13 protein-coding genes are annotated in these 16208 nt (G+C 64.9%); 9 read left to right on the top strand and 4 right to left on the bottom strand.

The features are described from left to right. Positions 1–20 precede the first annotated feature (20 nt). The 7 genes from AC3WT4_RS03235 (at position 21) to AC3WT4_RS03205 (ending at position 11182) form a co-directional block, all read left to right on the top strand. Positions 21–1961 (top strand): site-specific DNA-methyltransferase, encoded by a 1941-nt coding sequence (locus AC3WT4_RS03235; RefSeq protein ID WP_492314706.1) that lies wholly within the window; start codon positions 21–23, stop codon positions 1959–1961. Then, positions 1961–4942: a restriction endonuclease gene (locus AC3WT4_RS03230; RefSeq protein WP_492314705.1), complete on the top strand. Its 2982-nt coding sequence runs from the start codon at positions 1961–1963 to the stop codon at positions 4940–4942. The genes AC3WT4_RS03235 and AC3WT4_RS03230 overlap by 1 nt, the downstream gene beginning before the upstream one ends. Beyond that, positions 4939–6819: a KAP family P-loop NTPase fold protein gene (locus AC3WT4_RS03225; RefSeq protein ID WP_492314704.1), complete on the top strand. Its 1881-nt coding sequence runs from the start codon at positions 4939–4941 to the stop codon at positions 6817–6819. Before AC3WT4_RS03230 ends, AC3WT4_RS03225 begins: the two co-directional genes overlap by 4 nt. 517 nt (positions 6820–7336) lie before the next feature. Continuing rightward, a complete protein-coding gene (locus AC3WT4_RS03220; protein WP_492314703.1) occupies positions 7337–7645 on the top strand; it encodes a hypothetical protein in 309 nt (102 codons plus the stop codon). Then, entirely contained in the window at positions 7642–8940 is a 1299-nt protein-coding gene (locus AC3WT4_RS03215; RefSeq protein ID WP_492314702.1) for an adenine nucleotide alpha hydrolase family protein, read from the top strand. Before AC3WT4_RS03220 ends, AC3WT4_RS03215 begins: the two co-directional genes overlap by 4 nt. Continuing rightward, on the top strand, positions 8940–9728 hold the full coding sequence (locus AC3WT4_RS03210; RefSeq protein WP_492314701.1) for a TatD family hydrolase: 789 nt from the start codon (positions 8940–8942) through the stop codon (positions 9726–9728). Before AC3WT4_RS03215 ends, AC3WT4_RS03210 begins: the two co-directional genes overlap by 1 nt. Next, positions 9725–11182, top strand: a complete 1458-nt coding sequence (locus AC3WT4_RS03205; protein ID WP_492314700.1) for an ApeA N-terminal domain 1-containing protein — start codon at positions 9725–9727, stop codon at positions 11180–11182. Before AC3WT4_RS03210 ends, AC3WT4_RS03205 begins: the two co-directional genes overlap by 4 nt. Before the next feature lie 99 nt (positions 11183–11281). Here AC3WT4_RS03205 and AC3WT4_RS03200 read toward each other — a convergent pair whose 3' ends face one another. Beyond that, positions 11282–11596 (bottom strand): hypothetical protein, encoded by a 315-nt coding sequence (locus tag AC3WT4_RS03200; protein WP_492314699.1) that lies wholly within the window; start codon positions 11594–11596, stop codon positions 11282–11284. A 322-nt stretch (positions 11597–11918) separates the two neighbouring features. Between AC3WT4_RS03200 and AC3WT4_RS03195 the strand changes: the two genes are divergently transcribed. After that, on the top strand, positions 11919–12488 hold the full coding sequence (locus AC3WT4_RS03195) for a dihydrofolate reductase family protein (RefSeq protein WP_492314698.1): 570 nt from the start codon (positions 11919–11921) through the stop codon (positions 12486–12488). Between the two features lie 63 nt (positions 12489–12551). Here AC3WT4_RS03195 and AC3WT4_RS03190 read toward each other — a convergent pair whose 3' ends face one another. Further along, a complete protein-coding gene (locus AC3WT4_RS03190) occupies positions 12552–13520 on the bottom strand; it encodes an SH3 domain-containing protein (protein WP_492314697.1) in 969 nt (322 codons plus the stop codon). Between the two features lie 171 nt (positions 13521–13691). Between AC3WT4_RS03190 and AC3WT4_RS03185 the strand changes: the two genes are divergently transcribed. After that, positions 13692–14537, top strand: coding sequence for an aldo/keto reductase (locus AC3WT4_RS03185; protein WP_108050198.1), 846 nt, complete (start codon positions 13692–13694; stop codon positions 14535–14537). Positions 14538–14633: 96 nt separating this feature from the next. On the opposite strand, the gene AC3WT4_RS03180 is transcribed toward AC3WT4_RS03185, so the two are convergent. Continuing rightward, positions 14634–15083 carry a ScoMcrA-related endonuclease gene (locus AC3WT4_RS03180; protein ID WP_034651120.1) on the bottom strand — a complete coding sequence of 150 codons (450 nt, stop codon included), beginning with the start codon at positions 15081–15083 and terminating at the stop codon, positions 14634–14636. 91 nt (positions 15084–15174) lie between these two features. Beyond that, positions 15175–16107, bottom strand: a complete 933-nt coding sequence (locus AC3WT4_RS03175; protein ID WP_074809787.1) for an aldo/keto reductase — start codon at positions 16105–16107, stop codon at positions 15175–15177. Positions 16108–16208: the final 101 nt, after the last annotated feature.

Genomic DNA, 16208 nt, shown 5'->3' with positions numbered 1-16208 from the left:
CATGAAAGAGAATCACCCGAATGACTGACGAGATCTACGAAACACCATCCACCACTCCGAACTTCCAGACCGAGCTGGCAGCGCAGCTTGCCGATCTGATTCCCGAGGCCATCGCCGACGGCAAGGTGGATGTCGAGAAGCTCAAGGAACTGCTCGACGGTGACGCCGCTGACGGCAGCGAGCGGTTCGGGCTGTTCTGGCCCGGCAAGAAGCGTGCCCTCCGCGCAGCGCAGGAGCCGACAACTGCGACGCTGAAGCCCGATTTCGACAATTCGAAGGACTGGGACACGACACAGAACGTCTTCATCGAGGGCGACAACCTGGAAGTGCTCAAGATCCTGCAGAAGCACTACCACGCCAAGATCAAGCTAATCTACATCGACCCTCCGTACAACACCGGCAAGGACTTCGTCTACCCGGACAACTACAAGGAAGGTCTCGACACCTACCTCGAATGGACGCGCCAGGTCAACGAGGAGGGCAAGAAGGTCACGACCAACGCCGAGACCGAGGGACGCTACCACTCCAACTGGCTCAACATGATGTATCCGCGGCTCAAGCTGGCGCGGAACTTGCTCACCGACGATGGTGTCATTTTTATTTCAATCGATGACCATGAGATCGACAATCTACTTCGGCTAGCGAAGGAGGTATTCGGTGAGTCGAACGTGTCGACGACCTTCATTCGTCAGAAGAAAAAGAAGCCTTCGTTCCTGCATGCAAATGTTGGCTCAATGACTGAGTATCTCGTTTGCATCACTCGAAACAAGGCCTTTACTTTTCCATTCTCAGTCGACACGACGACTGCAGGAAAGAAATATCCAATCAACAATGCGGGGAACTCGCTCGGCAAGTTGACCTTCCCGGCAGGCGCAGTGCGCTTCTCTCAGCAGCTCGCCGAATATGAGCCGCAAGACATGAGTGAGGGGAACATCGTTACTCGGCTTCTTGATCGTGTTGTGGTCTCGGAGGGGTTCAACCGGGACGCCTTCACTCTTGAAGGAGAGTGGCGATACAGTCAGGCAACGCTCGACGAGTTCATTGCTGCCGGAGACTCGATCACCATCTCTAAAGCACCATTCCGGCCGAATCATGTGAAGGCGGGCGGTGAGATCAAGAAGATGCACAATCTTCTGACCCCGTCTACCTATGGAGTCGGGACCAACGAGGATGGGACTGCCGAGTTGGAGGATTTGATGGGAGGCTCGTACTTCGACAACCCCAAACCCACCAGCCTCGTTCGCGTACTCGCTCAGGCAGTCACCTACGACGATCCGAGCGCGATTGTGTTGGACTTCTTCGCAGGTTCAGGGACAACTGCTGACGCAGTGTTCCAGCTGAATGCACAAGATGGCGGAAGCCGCCGAACTATCTCTGTTCAGCTCCCCGAGCCTCTTGACGATGGGACCGAAGCATGGGCCGCGGGGTATCGCACGATCTCGCAACTTGCAAAGGAACGAATCCGGCGGGCTGGAGCAAGGGTCTCGGGTCGTGAGGCACTACTCCTTGAAGGGCGTGGAGTTCCGCTCGACATCGGCTTTCGGTCCTACAAGCTCTCCGACACAAACTTTTCCAAGTGGCGGTTGTCCAGTGATGTTGACGAGGACGCGCTCCAGCAGCACCTGCTTAGCCTTCGTGACAGCGCAACTGACGATGCGACTGCCGATGAGCTGCTCACCGAGATCCTGCTCAAGCAGGGCTACTCGCTGACCGAGGCCGTCTCGCCTGCCGAGGTCGCTGGGCTCGACGTCCGGTTTGTGCGTGACCGTGATGGCGACGTTGCCGTGCTCGCCTATCTGAATGAGCACGTCAAGCCGACACTCGAGCAGCTCCGCGCGCTTGTCGATGAGGCGCCGACGCGGATCATCGTGCTCGAGGACGCCTTCCAGGGCGACGACGAACTCAAGACCAACCTGTCCCAGCTCGCGAAGAGCAAGGGCATTGAGCTCTGGACGGCGTGATGAGCGGATCAGGGTTTCAGTTCGACGCCAGTCAGCCGTATCAGCTGGATGCGATTGCGTCCGTGGTCGACCTGTTCGACGGGCAGCCGAAGGATGCAGAGAAGCTGGTCACGACGCTGCGCGGTGCAGCGGTGCTGCCTGAGTCCGATCAGGCCGCGCTCGACATTGACCTCACGCAGGAGGTCGGAGCGGTCGGTAACAGCCTCGTGCTTGACCGCGACCTGATCCTCGCGAACCTGCAGCGCGTGCAGGACCGGAACGGCCTTGAGGTCGCGCTGTCGCTTGCGGGCGACGCGCTCGACTTCGATATCGAGATGGAGACCGGTACGGGCAAGACGTATGTCTACCTGCGCACGATCTTCGATCTGGCCGTCCGATACAACTTCACGAAGTTCGTGATCCTCGTGCCGAGCGTGGCGATTCGCGAGGGTGTCAGCACGAGCATCCGGCTCATGCGCGAGCACTTCGAGAACCTCTACAAGCCGCAGGGCATCACCTTCGATGCCTCGATCTACAGCGGCAAGAGCGCCGAGGAGGTGCAGTCGTTCGCGACCTCGACGAACGTGCAGATCCTCATCATGACGATCGACTCGATCCGTGGCAATGCGAACACTCGCATCATCCACCAGACGCGCGACAAGCTGAACGGTCTGCGCCCGATCGACTACCTGAAGGCGACCCACCCGGTCGTGATCATGGATGAGCCGCAGAACATGGAGTCGCAGCTGTCGCAGTCGGCCGTCGGTGAACTCGACCCGGTGTTCACGCTGCGCTACAGCGCGACCCACAAGAAGCAGCGCAACGTCGTCTACCGGCTCGACCCCGTCGACGCCCACGACCTGGGCCTGGTGAAGCAGATCGTTGTGGCCGAGGTAGCCCAGCAGGGTGCCGATGCGACGCCGTATATCAAGCTGGTCGAGGTGCGGCGTGAGCCGTCGTGGTCGGCCCGACTGGAGCTGTCCTGCCGCAAGGCCGATGGCTCGCTTGAACGGCGCATCGTGAGCGTGAAGCAGCACCAGGAACTGTCGGATGCCCGACTCACCAACAACCCGATCTACGAGGGCTGGCGTATCAACGAGATGAGTATTGAGCCTGCCTACGTCGACCTCACCTTGCACGGTTTCCTCTATGAGGGCGAGAGCATCGGTGCCTCGGCCGGCGCGATCTACAAGGAGATGATCCGAGAGACCGTCCGCGAGCACCTCCGTAAGGAGTCGATGCTGCGCGCCAAGGGCATCAAGGTGCTCAGCCTCTTCTTCGTCGATAAGGTTGCCAGCTACTTGGGTGACGGCACGAGCAACGACGACGCGAACGGTGACTTCGTGCAGTGGTTCGATGAGGTCTTTGTCGAGGAACGCGCGAAGTCGGCGCGCTACCAGGAGTTGCTGCCGCAGGCGCCGAGCGAGCTTCGCCGGGCGTACTTCTCCCAGATCAAGCGCGGCAAGACGACGACCTTCCAGGACTCGTCCGGCACGACGAAGGCCGATGACGACGCCTACGAACTGATCATGCAGCAGAAGGAACGGCTGCTCGACGAGAACGAGCCTGTCCGGTTCATCTTCAGCCACTCTGCCCTGCGCGAGGGCTGGGACAACCCGAACGTCTTCCAGATTTGCACCCTGCGCGAAATGGGCGCGGAGACCGAGCGCCGCCAGACCCTCGGACGTGGCCTGCGCCTCCCTGTCGCAAAGACTGAGGACGGCTACACCCGCGTCGCTGACCGCGGCGTCGCGACGCTGACGGTCGTGGCGAACGAGTCGTACACGAAGTTCGCGGACGCGCTCCAGCGTGAGTACAAGGAAGCCGGGGTCGAGATCGGTCGGGTGCGTAGGGCTGAGTTCTCGAAGATCCCGTTGCAGGACGCGAACGGCGCGCTCACCGATGACCAGTTCGGCTATCAGCGCTCCGTCCTCGTGTGGGAGCATCTCAAGGACAAGGGCTTCATCGACAAGGACGGCGCGGTCACCTCGAAGTTCCAGCCGAACCAGCTCGGCTTCGATCTCGGCCTGCCGGTCGACTTCGCATGGGCCGAGTCGATCATCATCGAACTGGTTGAACGCGCGAACATTGGCAAATACGTCAAGCCGGTCAGCAAGCGTCAGCCGCGCGTGCTCAACAAGCAGCTCTACTCGAACCCGGAGTTCGAGGAGTTCTGGGAGACCATCAGCCAGAAGACCACCTACCGCGTCAAGGTTGGTCGCGACCAGCTGATCGAGAACGCTGTCCGTGCGATCCGGGAAGCGCCGCAGATCGATGCGCTGCGTGTCCAGGTGACCCGTGCCGGAGTCAAGGTGCTTCGAGGCGGCGCAAAGGGCGAGGAGCTCGGTACTCGCTCGGCGGATCTCAAGGGCAGCTACGACCTGCCCGACATCATCACGGAACTGCAGGAGGCCACTTCCCTCACCCGCAAGACCATTGTCGACATCCTGATCGGCAGCGGCCGGCTGGGCGAGTTCATCGGTAACCCGAACGACTTCATCGCCGTGACCAAACGCACCCTCCAGAGCGAGCTGGCGAAGATCGTGGTCGACGGCATCCAATACGAGAGGATCGCAGGCTCGGTCTACGAGCTGCGCGAGTTGCAGCGGGACGGCGAGGAGGAGAAAGAGCGCTTCCTCGACCAGATGTACAAGGTGCAGCACACCCAGAAGACCGACTTCGACTACGTCGTCTTCGACTCCGACGTCGAGCGCCAGTTCGCGGAACTGCTCGACTCTCGCGAGGACATCAAACTGTTCATGAAGCTGCCAGCCAAGTTCAAGATCGACACCCCCGTCGGCCCGTACAACCCCGACTGGGCGATCATCAAGCAGGCGGACGGCGAAGACCGGATCTACATGATCCGTGAGACGAAGAGCACGCTCGACGACTCGAAACTCCGACCGACCGAACTCGCGAAGATCAAGTCCGCCAAGCGCCACTTCGAGGCCATCGGCATCGACGACTACGCGCGGGCAGCGCCGGGAGCGTGGAAACTATGACTTCCTCTTACCCGCTCTGGTCAGATGAGCCTGCAACCCAGGATCTGCTAGCCTTTCGTGCGGTCGCAGAGACGGCTGCGGATGCGATCTTCGATGACGGACTCGACCCCGTGGCGATCGGTCTCTCCGGTGCTTGGGGTAGCGGCAAGACGAGCGTCCTCGAGCTGATCAAGTCCGAGATCAAGGAGCGCTCCTCGGGCGAGCGTGAGGTGCTGGTCATCCCGACGCAGCCCTGGCTCTACGACCCGGCAGTTGGCCCCAAGGAGAGCCTCATCGCTGAGGTGCTGGGTGCGCTCAGTAAGGAGTTCAAGGAGACGGATCCGGTTGGCGAGGCTGGCCTCGAAGCGTTCAAGAAGCTCGTCCGCAAAGTGAACTGGTCGAAGGCGGTCAAGATGGCCGCCAAGACCGCTATCACGATGCAACTGCCGAACATCGATGACGTCTTCGGCCTAGTTAGCGACGAGCCCGACAGCCTCGACAGCGAGAAAGGCATGGCTGCCTTCCGCGAGGAGTTCGAGGCGTTGTTGGCCGATCCTGCACTGGCCCATCTGTCACGTGTGGTTGTGCTCGTCGATGATCTCGATCGCTGCCTGCCGGACACCGTGGTCGAGACCCTTGAGGCGATCCGGCTGTTTCTTTCGGCCAGGGGAATGTCCTTCGTCATCGCAGCCGACGAGGATCGCGTGGCGGAAGCTATTCAGCAGAAGCTCACGACGGCTGCACCAAAGAACGAGGACGAGGATCCAGCGAAGCTCTACCTGCATAAGATTGTCCAGACGACGATCCCGCTCCCTGCGCTGAGTCGATTCGACACCGAGGCATATCTCTTCCTGCTGCTTGCGAAAGCGGAGATGGGTGACGATGAGGCGGTATATACAGCCTTTGTCGCCAAGTGCGACGAGCTCCGCATCGGGGGAGGCAGCCTGGACGATCTGGAGATCGAGGACGGCACTCCACTGGCTGAGCATCTGGTCACAGCCACACGCCTGACACCGATCCTCTACGAGAAGTTCCACGGCAACCCGCGACGGATCAAACGGTTCCTAAACGATCTGAACGTGCGTCAGGCGGTTGCTCGGCGTCGTGGGTTTGAGCTGGAGGCAGACGAGGTTGCGAAGCTCATGGTGCTGGAGCGAATCCTCACCGATGACTTCGAGACGGTACTCGGCTGGCTTGCGTCTAACCAGCTGCGCGACAAGCTCGAAGCTCTCGATGTTGCCGCCAACGGCCGCGTTGAGGAGGTCGAGGAGACAACACCCGAGGCGACCGGGGATGATGGGCAGGACGAGGGGCGCGCTAAGAAGAAGGCGGTCGCTCCGGTACCGGAACAGGAGTCAGCCCGCGATGATGACTTCAGCGACACGCTTCGGCGCTGGGCGAAGCTCCCGCCTGCACTCGACGCCTCTGCTATCTCGGGGTACCTCTATCTGGCAGCCTCGTTCGCCAAGATCGAGGTCATTGACACAGGGCTACCTGAGCGTCTCCGTGACCTGGCGGTCGCGCTGACGTCGAGCCTGAAGCTCGACCGAGCGGGTGTCACCGATGAGACGCTGAGACTGCTGCCCGAGAGTGACGCCCAGATTCTGGTCGGACATCTCGGACGCCGTACTCGCGACCAGCCCGCTCTGCAGAAGTTCACGATCGAGAGCCTGCTTCGCCTTGCGGCCCAGCAGCCGACAACCCAGCCGAACGTGGTGGCGGCGCTACGAGGTCTCCCTGCGGGAGACGTTGAGCCAGCAACGATTATCAAGCTTCGACCGCTGGATCAGGCGATCTATCGGCCGGTGCTTGAGGCATGGAGAACGGGGTCGGACGACCAGCAACTCCAGCAATCCGTGAGCATCGTCGAAACTGCATGGGGTGGGAATGGGAACTAGCGGCTCTTTCGGTGGCAGCGGCGGTAAGGACGCGGGGGATCTTCGCGACAACATCGCGGCATGGCTCGACGCGACTGGAGACACCGGTGGCGCTGATACAGGCAGCGTTGACGGCTCTGATCAACCTTCGGAACCGACACGTCCAGGCACTCCCGGGCAATCTTCGAGGGTTGACCTCGGGCCGGCGCTTCGCGTACTACTCAACTCGCGCGGACGCGGTGGCCGTAGTGATGGCCCGGGAGCTGGCGGAGGTGGTGGTTCCCGAGGTGGGGGTGGTGGTCGTTCATCAGGGGGCGCGACCCGATCTGTTGGGCGGGTATCGAGGGCTGCAGGGCGGGCTGGGCGACTGGCGCTTGCCTATTCGTCCGGTAACCGCGAGGTACTGAGCGAGGCCGGGCTCAACTACGACGAACTGCAGGCACTCGGTGATCCCGTTGCCATCGGGCTCAAAATCATTGAGACCGCCTTCGAGGCCCAGGCCGACAGCACGCTGGCAGATGCCGAGGAACGCGACATCGTGGCAACCGTCGTCGAGTGGATCCTTGAGCAGCCTGCGGACCATCCGCCCACGCCGGAGGATGTGGTCAGGAAGTCGATCGAGACGACGATCGCAGAAACCGCGCTGACCGAGGTATCCGCGACGGTCTACGCGAAGGAAGCCAGCTTCGAGAAGCGCCGCAGCCTCGAGCGCCAGATTCGTGACGTCGCGGCGGAATACGCGGCCCAGGCGACGCTGAACCCAGGCGGAGCCACCGAGCAGCAGATGGCGCAGGCCATCGAGAACGGCATCCGCGACATCGGACAGATCTTCGGAGTCACATCATGAGTCGGCTCCTACTCACCCTCTCCGAGGCCACCGCTGACGCTGCCCTGCTGGACGGCAACTTCGACGAGGTGTTTCTCTGGACACGCAACGGCCGGACGACCTTCACCGGAGGCGTTGATCCGCACCTGGCTGACCTTGGCGTGGTGAATCCGCGTAACGTCGACCTTGTCCGAATCGCCCTGGGAGTACTTGCCGCCGATCGCTCCGTACTTCGAGAGGGCGGCGGCTCGAGCTGGAACGCGAGGGAGTTCGACCTCACCGTGGAGGTGGGTGATCCCTATGTCTGGGCGTCACACGCCGAGCAGATGGCCAGCACAGTCGGCTTCCTATCGGGCGACCACTGGTCGTTCCGTTTCACACAGGCGCCTGAAGCCGGTGAGGCCGGCCTTCCAATCGAGGAGCAGCACCACGACCGGACAGTACTCCTGAGCGGTGGTGCCGACTCAGCTGCCGGTGCACTCTTGTCAGCGGTTGATCTGGGCAAGGACCGCTCGCAATCGCTGGTGTCGCAGTACAGCTCAACCGCGATCTCCCCGGTACAGCAGGGCATCGTCGGCGCGATCACTGAAGTAGTGCCCGGCATCCGACAGGTACACCGTCAGTTCCATCTTCATCGCGGCTCGAAGCGTCTGGGCGGCTCATCGTTCCGCAGCGAGACATCGACCCGATCGCGCTCGCTGCTATTCCTGGCGCTGGGACTCGCCGTCGCTGAACGCGCTGGCTCGACCCTCTGGATCCCCGAAAACGGCTTCGCATCGCTCAACCCGCCACTTGGCCCTGATCGTCGTGGCAGCCTGTCGACGCACACAACTCATCCGCGCTTCCTGCGCGAACTGTCCGCCCTGATGCAGAGCGTCGGCGGACATAGCATTATTGAGAATCCCTTCGAGGCCCTCACGAAGGGCGAGATGTTCCGCCGGGTAGCGGACGCGGTCGGAGTCGACGCCGCCTCGACCTACCTCAGTGACACCAACTCCTGCTCGCACACAGACGCGCGCTACAGCGGTGCTCCCGCGGGATCATCTTGTGGCGTGTGCTTCGGCTGCCTTGTTCGGCGTGCGGCCTTCGTAGCTTCTGGCGTCCCCGACACGACCACCTACCTCGTGAATGATCAGAGCGGTGGCTACAACACGTTTGTCCGGCAGAAGTCGATCGTCGAGCCCCTGCGAGACTTCGTCGCCCGGGGCATCCGTGCGCGCGACGTGATGGCCATGTCGTTACCCGAGGGCTACGCAGCACAGGATGCTCTTGCCCTGTCGCAGCGGGGAGTCGATGAACTTCGAGGTCTCTTCTGATGACGCCCCAGCTTCCCCCTCTTGATCTGCACGCGCATATCAGTCCGAAGACCGGGCTGGCCGACCTCGAACGGCTCGGTGCGGTCGTGTTTGCAGCCACGAGATCCCTGGATGAGTACGAGTCCGTCAGGGGCCGTCATGACCAGGTCACGATCTGGGGCGTGGGCTGTCATCCGGGTGTGGTGCAGGCGCAGCAGGAGTTCGACGCCGAGAGATTCGCTTTGCAGCTCGCCTCAACGGCCTTCGTGAGCGAGATCGGGCTCGACCGACGTTCCAAGGTGCCGCTCGACGAGCAGGAATCGGTGTTCGCCTCAATCCTCAGCGTGCTGCAGGGCACGCCTCGCATCGCCTCCATTCACTGCTCCGGTGCGCCGGGGCGCGTGCTCGATGCCCTGGAGCGGACACCGATTAGAGGTGCGGTGCTTCACTGGTGGCGCGGCGACGAGGCGCAGACGCATCGGGCAGCTGAGCTTGGCTGCTGGTTCTCAATCAACGCGGCGGGTATGAAGTACCCCGCCGATGTAGCGCTGATCCCGCTTGAGCGGATTCTCACTGAGACCGATCACCCTTCTGGCGACCGAACCTCGGCGGTGCCGCGACAGCCGGGAGCTGTCGCTGATGTTGAGAAGGCTCTTGGGGAGGTCTACAAGATCGGTGTGCGAGCCGTTCGTGCACAGGTCTGGACGAACCTGGTTGGCCTTGTGGACGAGACGAACGTTGTCGGGCTTCTTCCGGCTGCCGTACAGCGGATGATCGCGTTCGCGCGGACGAACGAGGCGACGCGATGAAACCTGCCAAGGAGACTTCGGCTGTCAAGCTCCCGTTCGAGACGGGCGAATACCTCATCACGTGGCAAGTGCCGGATCGTAAGGGTGGACACGCCGGGATCCCGGGGCTCCTCACTGTCGAGCAAGGGAAGTACCCGAGCGGCATTCTCTACGGTGACCTGCCGATCGAGTGGGTGTCCGAGGGTGCCACGGGCGTTGCCTCGTTCCCGCAGCGGCACCGCTTTGATACCCTCACGGGCCGACTCTCGAGTGGCGCTTACGTCGCCCTGATGAATGGAGAACTCAGCTACAGCTTCCCTGGAAACGGTCGGGCGATCGGTGCATTTGCCGTCCTGTCCCTCGATAGTTTCGACTCTTCAGAGCAACGGAAGTACGCCTCGATTGAGCTTCAGATCGAGGGGTTGGAGTCGGTTGCAGGAGTAGCCCCGATCTCGCACGTGAACATGCCGATGAAAGCCGGCGATGAGCCAGTCTGGACGGCCACAGTCGACAAGGAAGCGAAGCTCGTCTGGGATACGGGCGGACAGTCGATGACGTTCAGCTACGACTATTCCGTTCGTGCACTCGACGGCTACGAGTTTCGGATGGCCTTCGGCCCTGTCCTGCGCCTGACCTCGGAGGAACCTCTGACGGTTGTCGATTGGTGGCTTGAGTGGGTTCGACCCCTTCGACAGCTCATTTCGCTCCTGACAGGTTCCCCGCGCGAGATTCGGTACCTACTTGCGGTGGTCAATGAAGCCGCGCCCCGCTCGCACCGCGACCAGGTGTTCGGCTGGGATATCACCCACGCACCCGTGAACTCGACGCGCGCGGCAGTTGAGGAGATCCGTTCAGCGGTCAGTCTGGCGGGCGACAATCTGAGCCTGCTCGACCTGTTGCACGCCTGGCAGCGCCAGGTAGCTGCCAGGCATCCGCTCTTTGAGACCTACGGTGCGATGGCGACGGCCAGTGACCAGCACCCCCGCTCACGCTTCCTTCTTCTGTTGCAGGCACTCGAAGGATCGTATGGCTTTGAGAATCGAGCCAAACACGAAGCGGACAGGGAGAAGTTCGGGGTAAAGCGAGAGGGCGTGATCGCACGAGCTCAGGAGCTGTTGGAGAAAGCAGATCTCTCCTTCATCAACAAGCACCTCCGCAAGGAAGCGCAGCAGGGTCTCGATTCAGCGCTTGCCGATCTGCTGAAGCGGTTGCCCGATGAGATCTCCGACGGACTCGCGAAAAGCGAACTCGTCAAGATCGTCCGCGCGCAGCACAACGGCAAGGACACGCTGCCACTCCAAACTGCGCTCACGAGAGCACGAAACATGCTGTCCCACGGCTCAGGATCGTTCGATCCCGAGCACCTGGCAGTCGTGGCTGACATCCTCGAGCGGGCGGTGCGTTCTGAAGCCATCCGACTGATTGGTGCTCCGCTCAGCGCGCAGGAACGCGCAGCTGAGAATAAGCCTCGCTGAGGTCCTGATGAGGATGACCTGTCGGAGGGCCATCTCGCGACTGCCCAGTACCCTCTCTTGCTCAGCGCACGGAACACTTCGCTCAAGAACAGTCGATCATCATCGGCTGCGTCCATGCGAATCTCTCGTGCGGACCCCTCGGCTCCTGAGCTTGTTGAGAACAGTGCTGGCGTCGAAGCCGACGCGATCCCCGACCTTTTGAAGCGAGAGACCCTGGTTGTAGAGGCGGATCATCTCTTTCACCTGTTGCTCCGACGGCGGATTGCGGCGCATGGTTACGCCCGCCCGCTTGAGAACTACGCTCGCGGTGGCTCGATGGATGCCGTGCTCGTCCGCGATCTCATAGACGGTTCGACCTGCGCGGTAGCCTTCAAGAATCTTCTCTTCGATATCGGAAGCGAGCTTCTTCCCCAAACGTGCGGCTCGTGGCGGCTGGTTCGACCGCTTCAGTGCCGTGCTTCCGATCTGTCCCCGAGCTTCTGCTACTAGACCATCGACTTGACGGGTCGTCTGGTTTCGATTGCAGTAAGTCCGTAGGAGCCCCACCCGTAGAGCCGGACGGGAGCACGCACCATCGAGAGATGGGCGGGCTCATGTCCGGCTTTTCTGCGTCCTGCGCGCCGCCCGGTGGTCGTCGGTGGAGGCCGCGGGTCTTGGCGCGGCCTCGCGCGCCTGCCACGCTGGTGCGGTGCGACGGCGCTCCGCTCGTCGCGCGGGTACCCGGGGAGGGCACGCGATGAGGCCACTGCGCTACGCGATCAACGTCACGCTCGACGGCTGCTGCCACCACGAGGCGGGACTGCCGCCCGACGAGGAGTCGATGCGGTTCTGGACCGAGGAGACGGAGCGCGCGGACGCGCTGCTGTTCGGGCGGGTCACGTACCAGATGATGGAGGCGGCGTGGCGTCGTCCGGCGTCGGGCGCGTGGCCGGACTGGATGGGGGAGCGGGACGTCCCGTTCGCCGAGGCCATCGACGGGGCGAGGAAGCACGTGGTGTCGAGCACGCTGCGCGAGGTCGACTGGAACGCCGAGCTCGTCGAGGGCGACCTGGGGGACGCGGTGCGGCGGCTCAAGGAGCAGCCGGGCGGCCCGCTGTTCGTCGGTGGCGTGACGCTGCCGCTCGCGCTCGCGAACCTCGGCCTGATCGACGAGTACGCGTTCCTCGTGCAGCCGGTCCTGGCGGGGCACGGGCCGACGCTGCTGTCGGGATTGCGCGAGCACATCACGCTCGAGCTGGTGGACCGGCAGGAGCTGCGCTCGGGCGCCGTCGCGGTGCGGTACCGGCCCGTGCCGGCCACGACCTGACCGGAGGACGACGACGCCCGGCGCGGCAGGGGCCGGCCGGGCGTGCGTGCGGGAGAGCGGGGACTACGACGTGCTGACGTGCACGTGGTCGAAGTGGTTGGCGGTCGCGCCGCCGCGGTCCTCCATGCCGGACCACGCGCTCGCCGGGTCGCCGGCCATCCAGATCTTCTGCTGGTAGATGAGGTACGTGATGCCGAGCGAGCCCGCGTTGGCCTGCAGGTAGCGCGCGATGTCCCACCCCGTCTCGCCGCTGATCATGATGTCCACGGCGCGGCCCGTGCCGTGGTCGCCGTCGTCGCCGGGGCGGATGCCGCCGAACGTGGTGACCTGGGGGAAGTTCGCGCACACGGAGCGGTAGACGGCGCGCGCGTTGGCACGCAGCGACGACTCGATCCCGGTGCTCACCGAGCACGCGGCGTCCGAGACGCCCCCGGCGCTCGACCCGCCGGCCGCCGCGGCGGCGACCTGCGGCGCCTCGGGCTGCGACTGGGCGAGGAAGCTCGACTTGATCCACGCGGCCGCGCCGTCCCACACGACCTGGCTCCAGTCGCCCTCGGTGACGCCCGTGACGTCGACCGCAGCGGCGAACTCGGTCGTCGCGACGCGCTCGGCGTCCGCGGACGGAGCGGACCGCACGTTGACGGCGTCGGTGGTCCAGAGCTGGCCGGTGACGGGCGGCAGGGGCGGGGGCGTCGGGGCGGCCTGGGCGGCCGGCACGACGGCGATCTCGGCCGCGGTCTCGACGACCAGCGGCTCCTGGGGCGCCGTGGGCGGCGCGACGCGCTCGGACGAGCGGCTGGCGGCTCCCGTGCCACGCTCGACGCTCGCCCCGGCGGTGGGCTCGACGCTCAGCGGAGCGAGGTCGGGGTTGCCCTCGGCGGGCTGGGGGCCCGCACCCACGGCGCCCGCGCCCAGCAGCGTGACGAGCGCCAGCGCGGGGAGCTTGAGCGACCGGACCGGCAGCGTCGGCAGCGCCGGGAGCCGGAAGGAGCGCGCGGTGGCGGGGGCTGCGCTGTGGCGGCCTCGGGACATGGTGCGCTCCGGTTCTTCGTGGGTAGGACGCGCCAATGTAACCAAACCGTGATCTGAGAAGTCCAGTCGGACATTCCGCGCAGCGCGCACGTTCGACTCATGAGCGGCAGCGCTGAGTCGTATGCGCCGCAGTCGTTGGACGCGTCCGGGGCGGGTTCCTACGCTGGAAGCATGACCGTTCCCTCTGTACCGACCGTGACGCTCAACTCCGGTCACACCATCCCGCAGCTCGGCTTCGGCGTCTTCCTCGTGCCGCCGGACGAGGCCGAGAAGGCCGTGAGCGAGGCCCTCGAGGTCGGCTACCGCCACATCGACACCGCCGCGATCTACCGCAACGAGGAGGGCGTCGGCGCCGCCATCGCGAAGAGCGGGATTCCCCGCGACGAGCTCTTCGTCACCACGAAGCTCTGGAACGACCGCCAGTCGGGCGAGCAGCCGCACGACGCGATCCGCGAGAGCCTCGACAAGCTCGGCCTCGACCACGTCGACCTGTACCTCACGCACTGGCCCGCGCCCGAGCAGGACCAGTACACGAACGCGTGGGCGAAGCTCGTCGAGATCCGCGACGCGGGCCTCGCGCGCTCGATCGGCGTCTCCAACCACCTGCCCGAGCACCTCGACCGGATCGTCGCGGCCACGGGCGTCGTCCCCGCCGTCGACCAGATCGAGCTGCACCCGGCCTACCAGCAGCGCGACGTGCTGGCATGGGCTGACGCGAACGGCATGAAGATCGAGGCGTGGGGCCCGCTCGGGCAGGGCAAGTACCCGCTCTTCGAGAAGCAGGCCGTCGTCGACGCCGCGGCCGCCCACGGCGTGACCCCCGCCCAGGCGGTGCTGCGCTGGCACCTGCAGCGCGGCTTCATCGTCTTCCCGAAGTCGTCGCGCAAGGAGCGCATGGCGGAGAACTTCGACCTCTTCGGGTTCGAGCTCACCGCCGACGAGGTCGCCGCGATCGACGCCCTCGACACGGGCGACGGCTCGGGCCGCGTGAGCGCCCACCCGTCCGAGGTCAACTGACCCGGTCGCCTGCGGACTCCCGCGAGGCAGCACGCACGACGAGGGGCGCCGTCCGGTCGGACGGCGCCCCTCGTCGTGCGCAGGTGGAAGGTCGGCTCAGCCGCACTCGTCGCAGATGCCCGTGGCGGGCAGGACCGTGAAGCACGTGGGGCACACTGCCGGCGGCTTCTCCGGCTCCGCGGAGCGGGCCGTCGTGCGGCGCGGCGTGCGCGTCGCGGGCGCGGCCTTCGCCGTGGCCCGACGCGCGGGCGCGGGCGCCGCCGCGGGGGCGGCACCGGGCACGTCGAACCCGCGCTTGCGCAGCAGGTCCGCGACGCCGACGGGGCTGCTGCGGAACTCCTCGGCCGTCGCGACACGGCCGGTCGCGTACCGGTGCGCGACGCCGAGGATCGCCTGCGCGTCGTAGACGCGGTCCTCGTGGACGAGCGGGGTGCCGGGGGACGCGGTGAACCCGTAGACCCCGAGGAACGCGTCCCGGCCCCGGTCGTCCCAGTCCGCGAGGGCCTGGAGGATGTGCTGCCGGGTCACTGCCGAGAAGGTTGCCACGGCACGAGCCTAGACCGCCCCGCGGGACCCCTCGGACGACGGGCGCGTGACCTTCCGCACGCGCTCGCGCCGGGCCCTGGGTGCCCGTGGATCAGGGCACGGTATAGCCCGCGGCGCGGAACATCTCGTACCACTCGGCGCGCGTGAGCGGGACCTCCGAACCGAGCGCGGCGCCGGCGACCCGGTCGGGGCTCGTCGTGCCGAGCACGACCTGCATCCGCGCCGGATGCCGCGTGATCCACGCCGTCGCGATCGCGATCGGCGGCACGTCGTACCGGGCGGCGAGGCGGTCGATCACGGCGTTGAGCTCGGGGTACTTCTCGGACCCCAGGAACACGCCCGTGAAGAACCCCGCCTGGAACGGGGACCACGCCTGGACGGTGATGTCGTGCAGGCGGCAGTAGTCGAGCGTCCCGACGTCACGGCTGACCGACTGGTCGAGGGCCTGCATGTTCGCCGCGACGCCCTGCGCGACGAGCGGGGCGTGCGTGACGGAGAGCTGGAGCTGGTTCGCGACGATCGGCTGCTCGACGTACCGGCGCAGCAGCTCGATCTGCCCCGGCGTGTGGTTCGAGACCCCGAACGCTCGCACCTTGCCCGCGGCGTGCAGGTCGGAGAACGCGCGCGCGACCTCCTCGGGCTCGACGAGGGCGTCGGGGCGGTGCAGCAGCAGGATGTCGAGGTAGTCGGTGCGCAGGGCCTCGAGCGAGCCCTCGACGGACGCGACGAGGTGCTCGTACGAGAAGTCGAAGTACGGGCCCTCGGGCACGATGCCGGCCTTGGACTGGATGACCCACTCCGCGCGCTCGGCGGGCGAGAGGTCGAGCGCCTCGGCGAAGCGGCGCTCGCAGCCGTGGAGGTCGGAGCCGTACACGTCGGCGTGGTCGAGGAACGTGATGCCGGCGTCGCGCGCGGTGCGCACCAGGGTGCGGACCTCGTCGTCGGTCTTGTCCTGGATGCGCATGAGGCCGAGCACGACGTTGGGCACCACGAGGTCGGTGCCGGTCAGGGTGAAGGTCTTCATCGGTGGAGCTCCTTCGCGGGGTAGGCGGTCCCGCCCGGGGGCGGGGTGCCGAACGGCCCCGGAAGGCCGGTCGGGGACTGCGCGAGCCTAGGAAGCGATAA

The organism is Cellulosimicrobium sp. EB106-03-01-XG111, assembly GCF_058792115.1.
The sequence above is the reverse complement of the archived record's forward strand: the minus strand, read 5'-3'. Positions and strand labels throughout refer to the sequence as shown.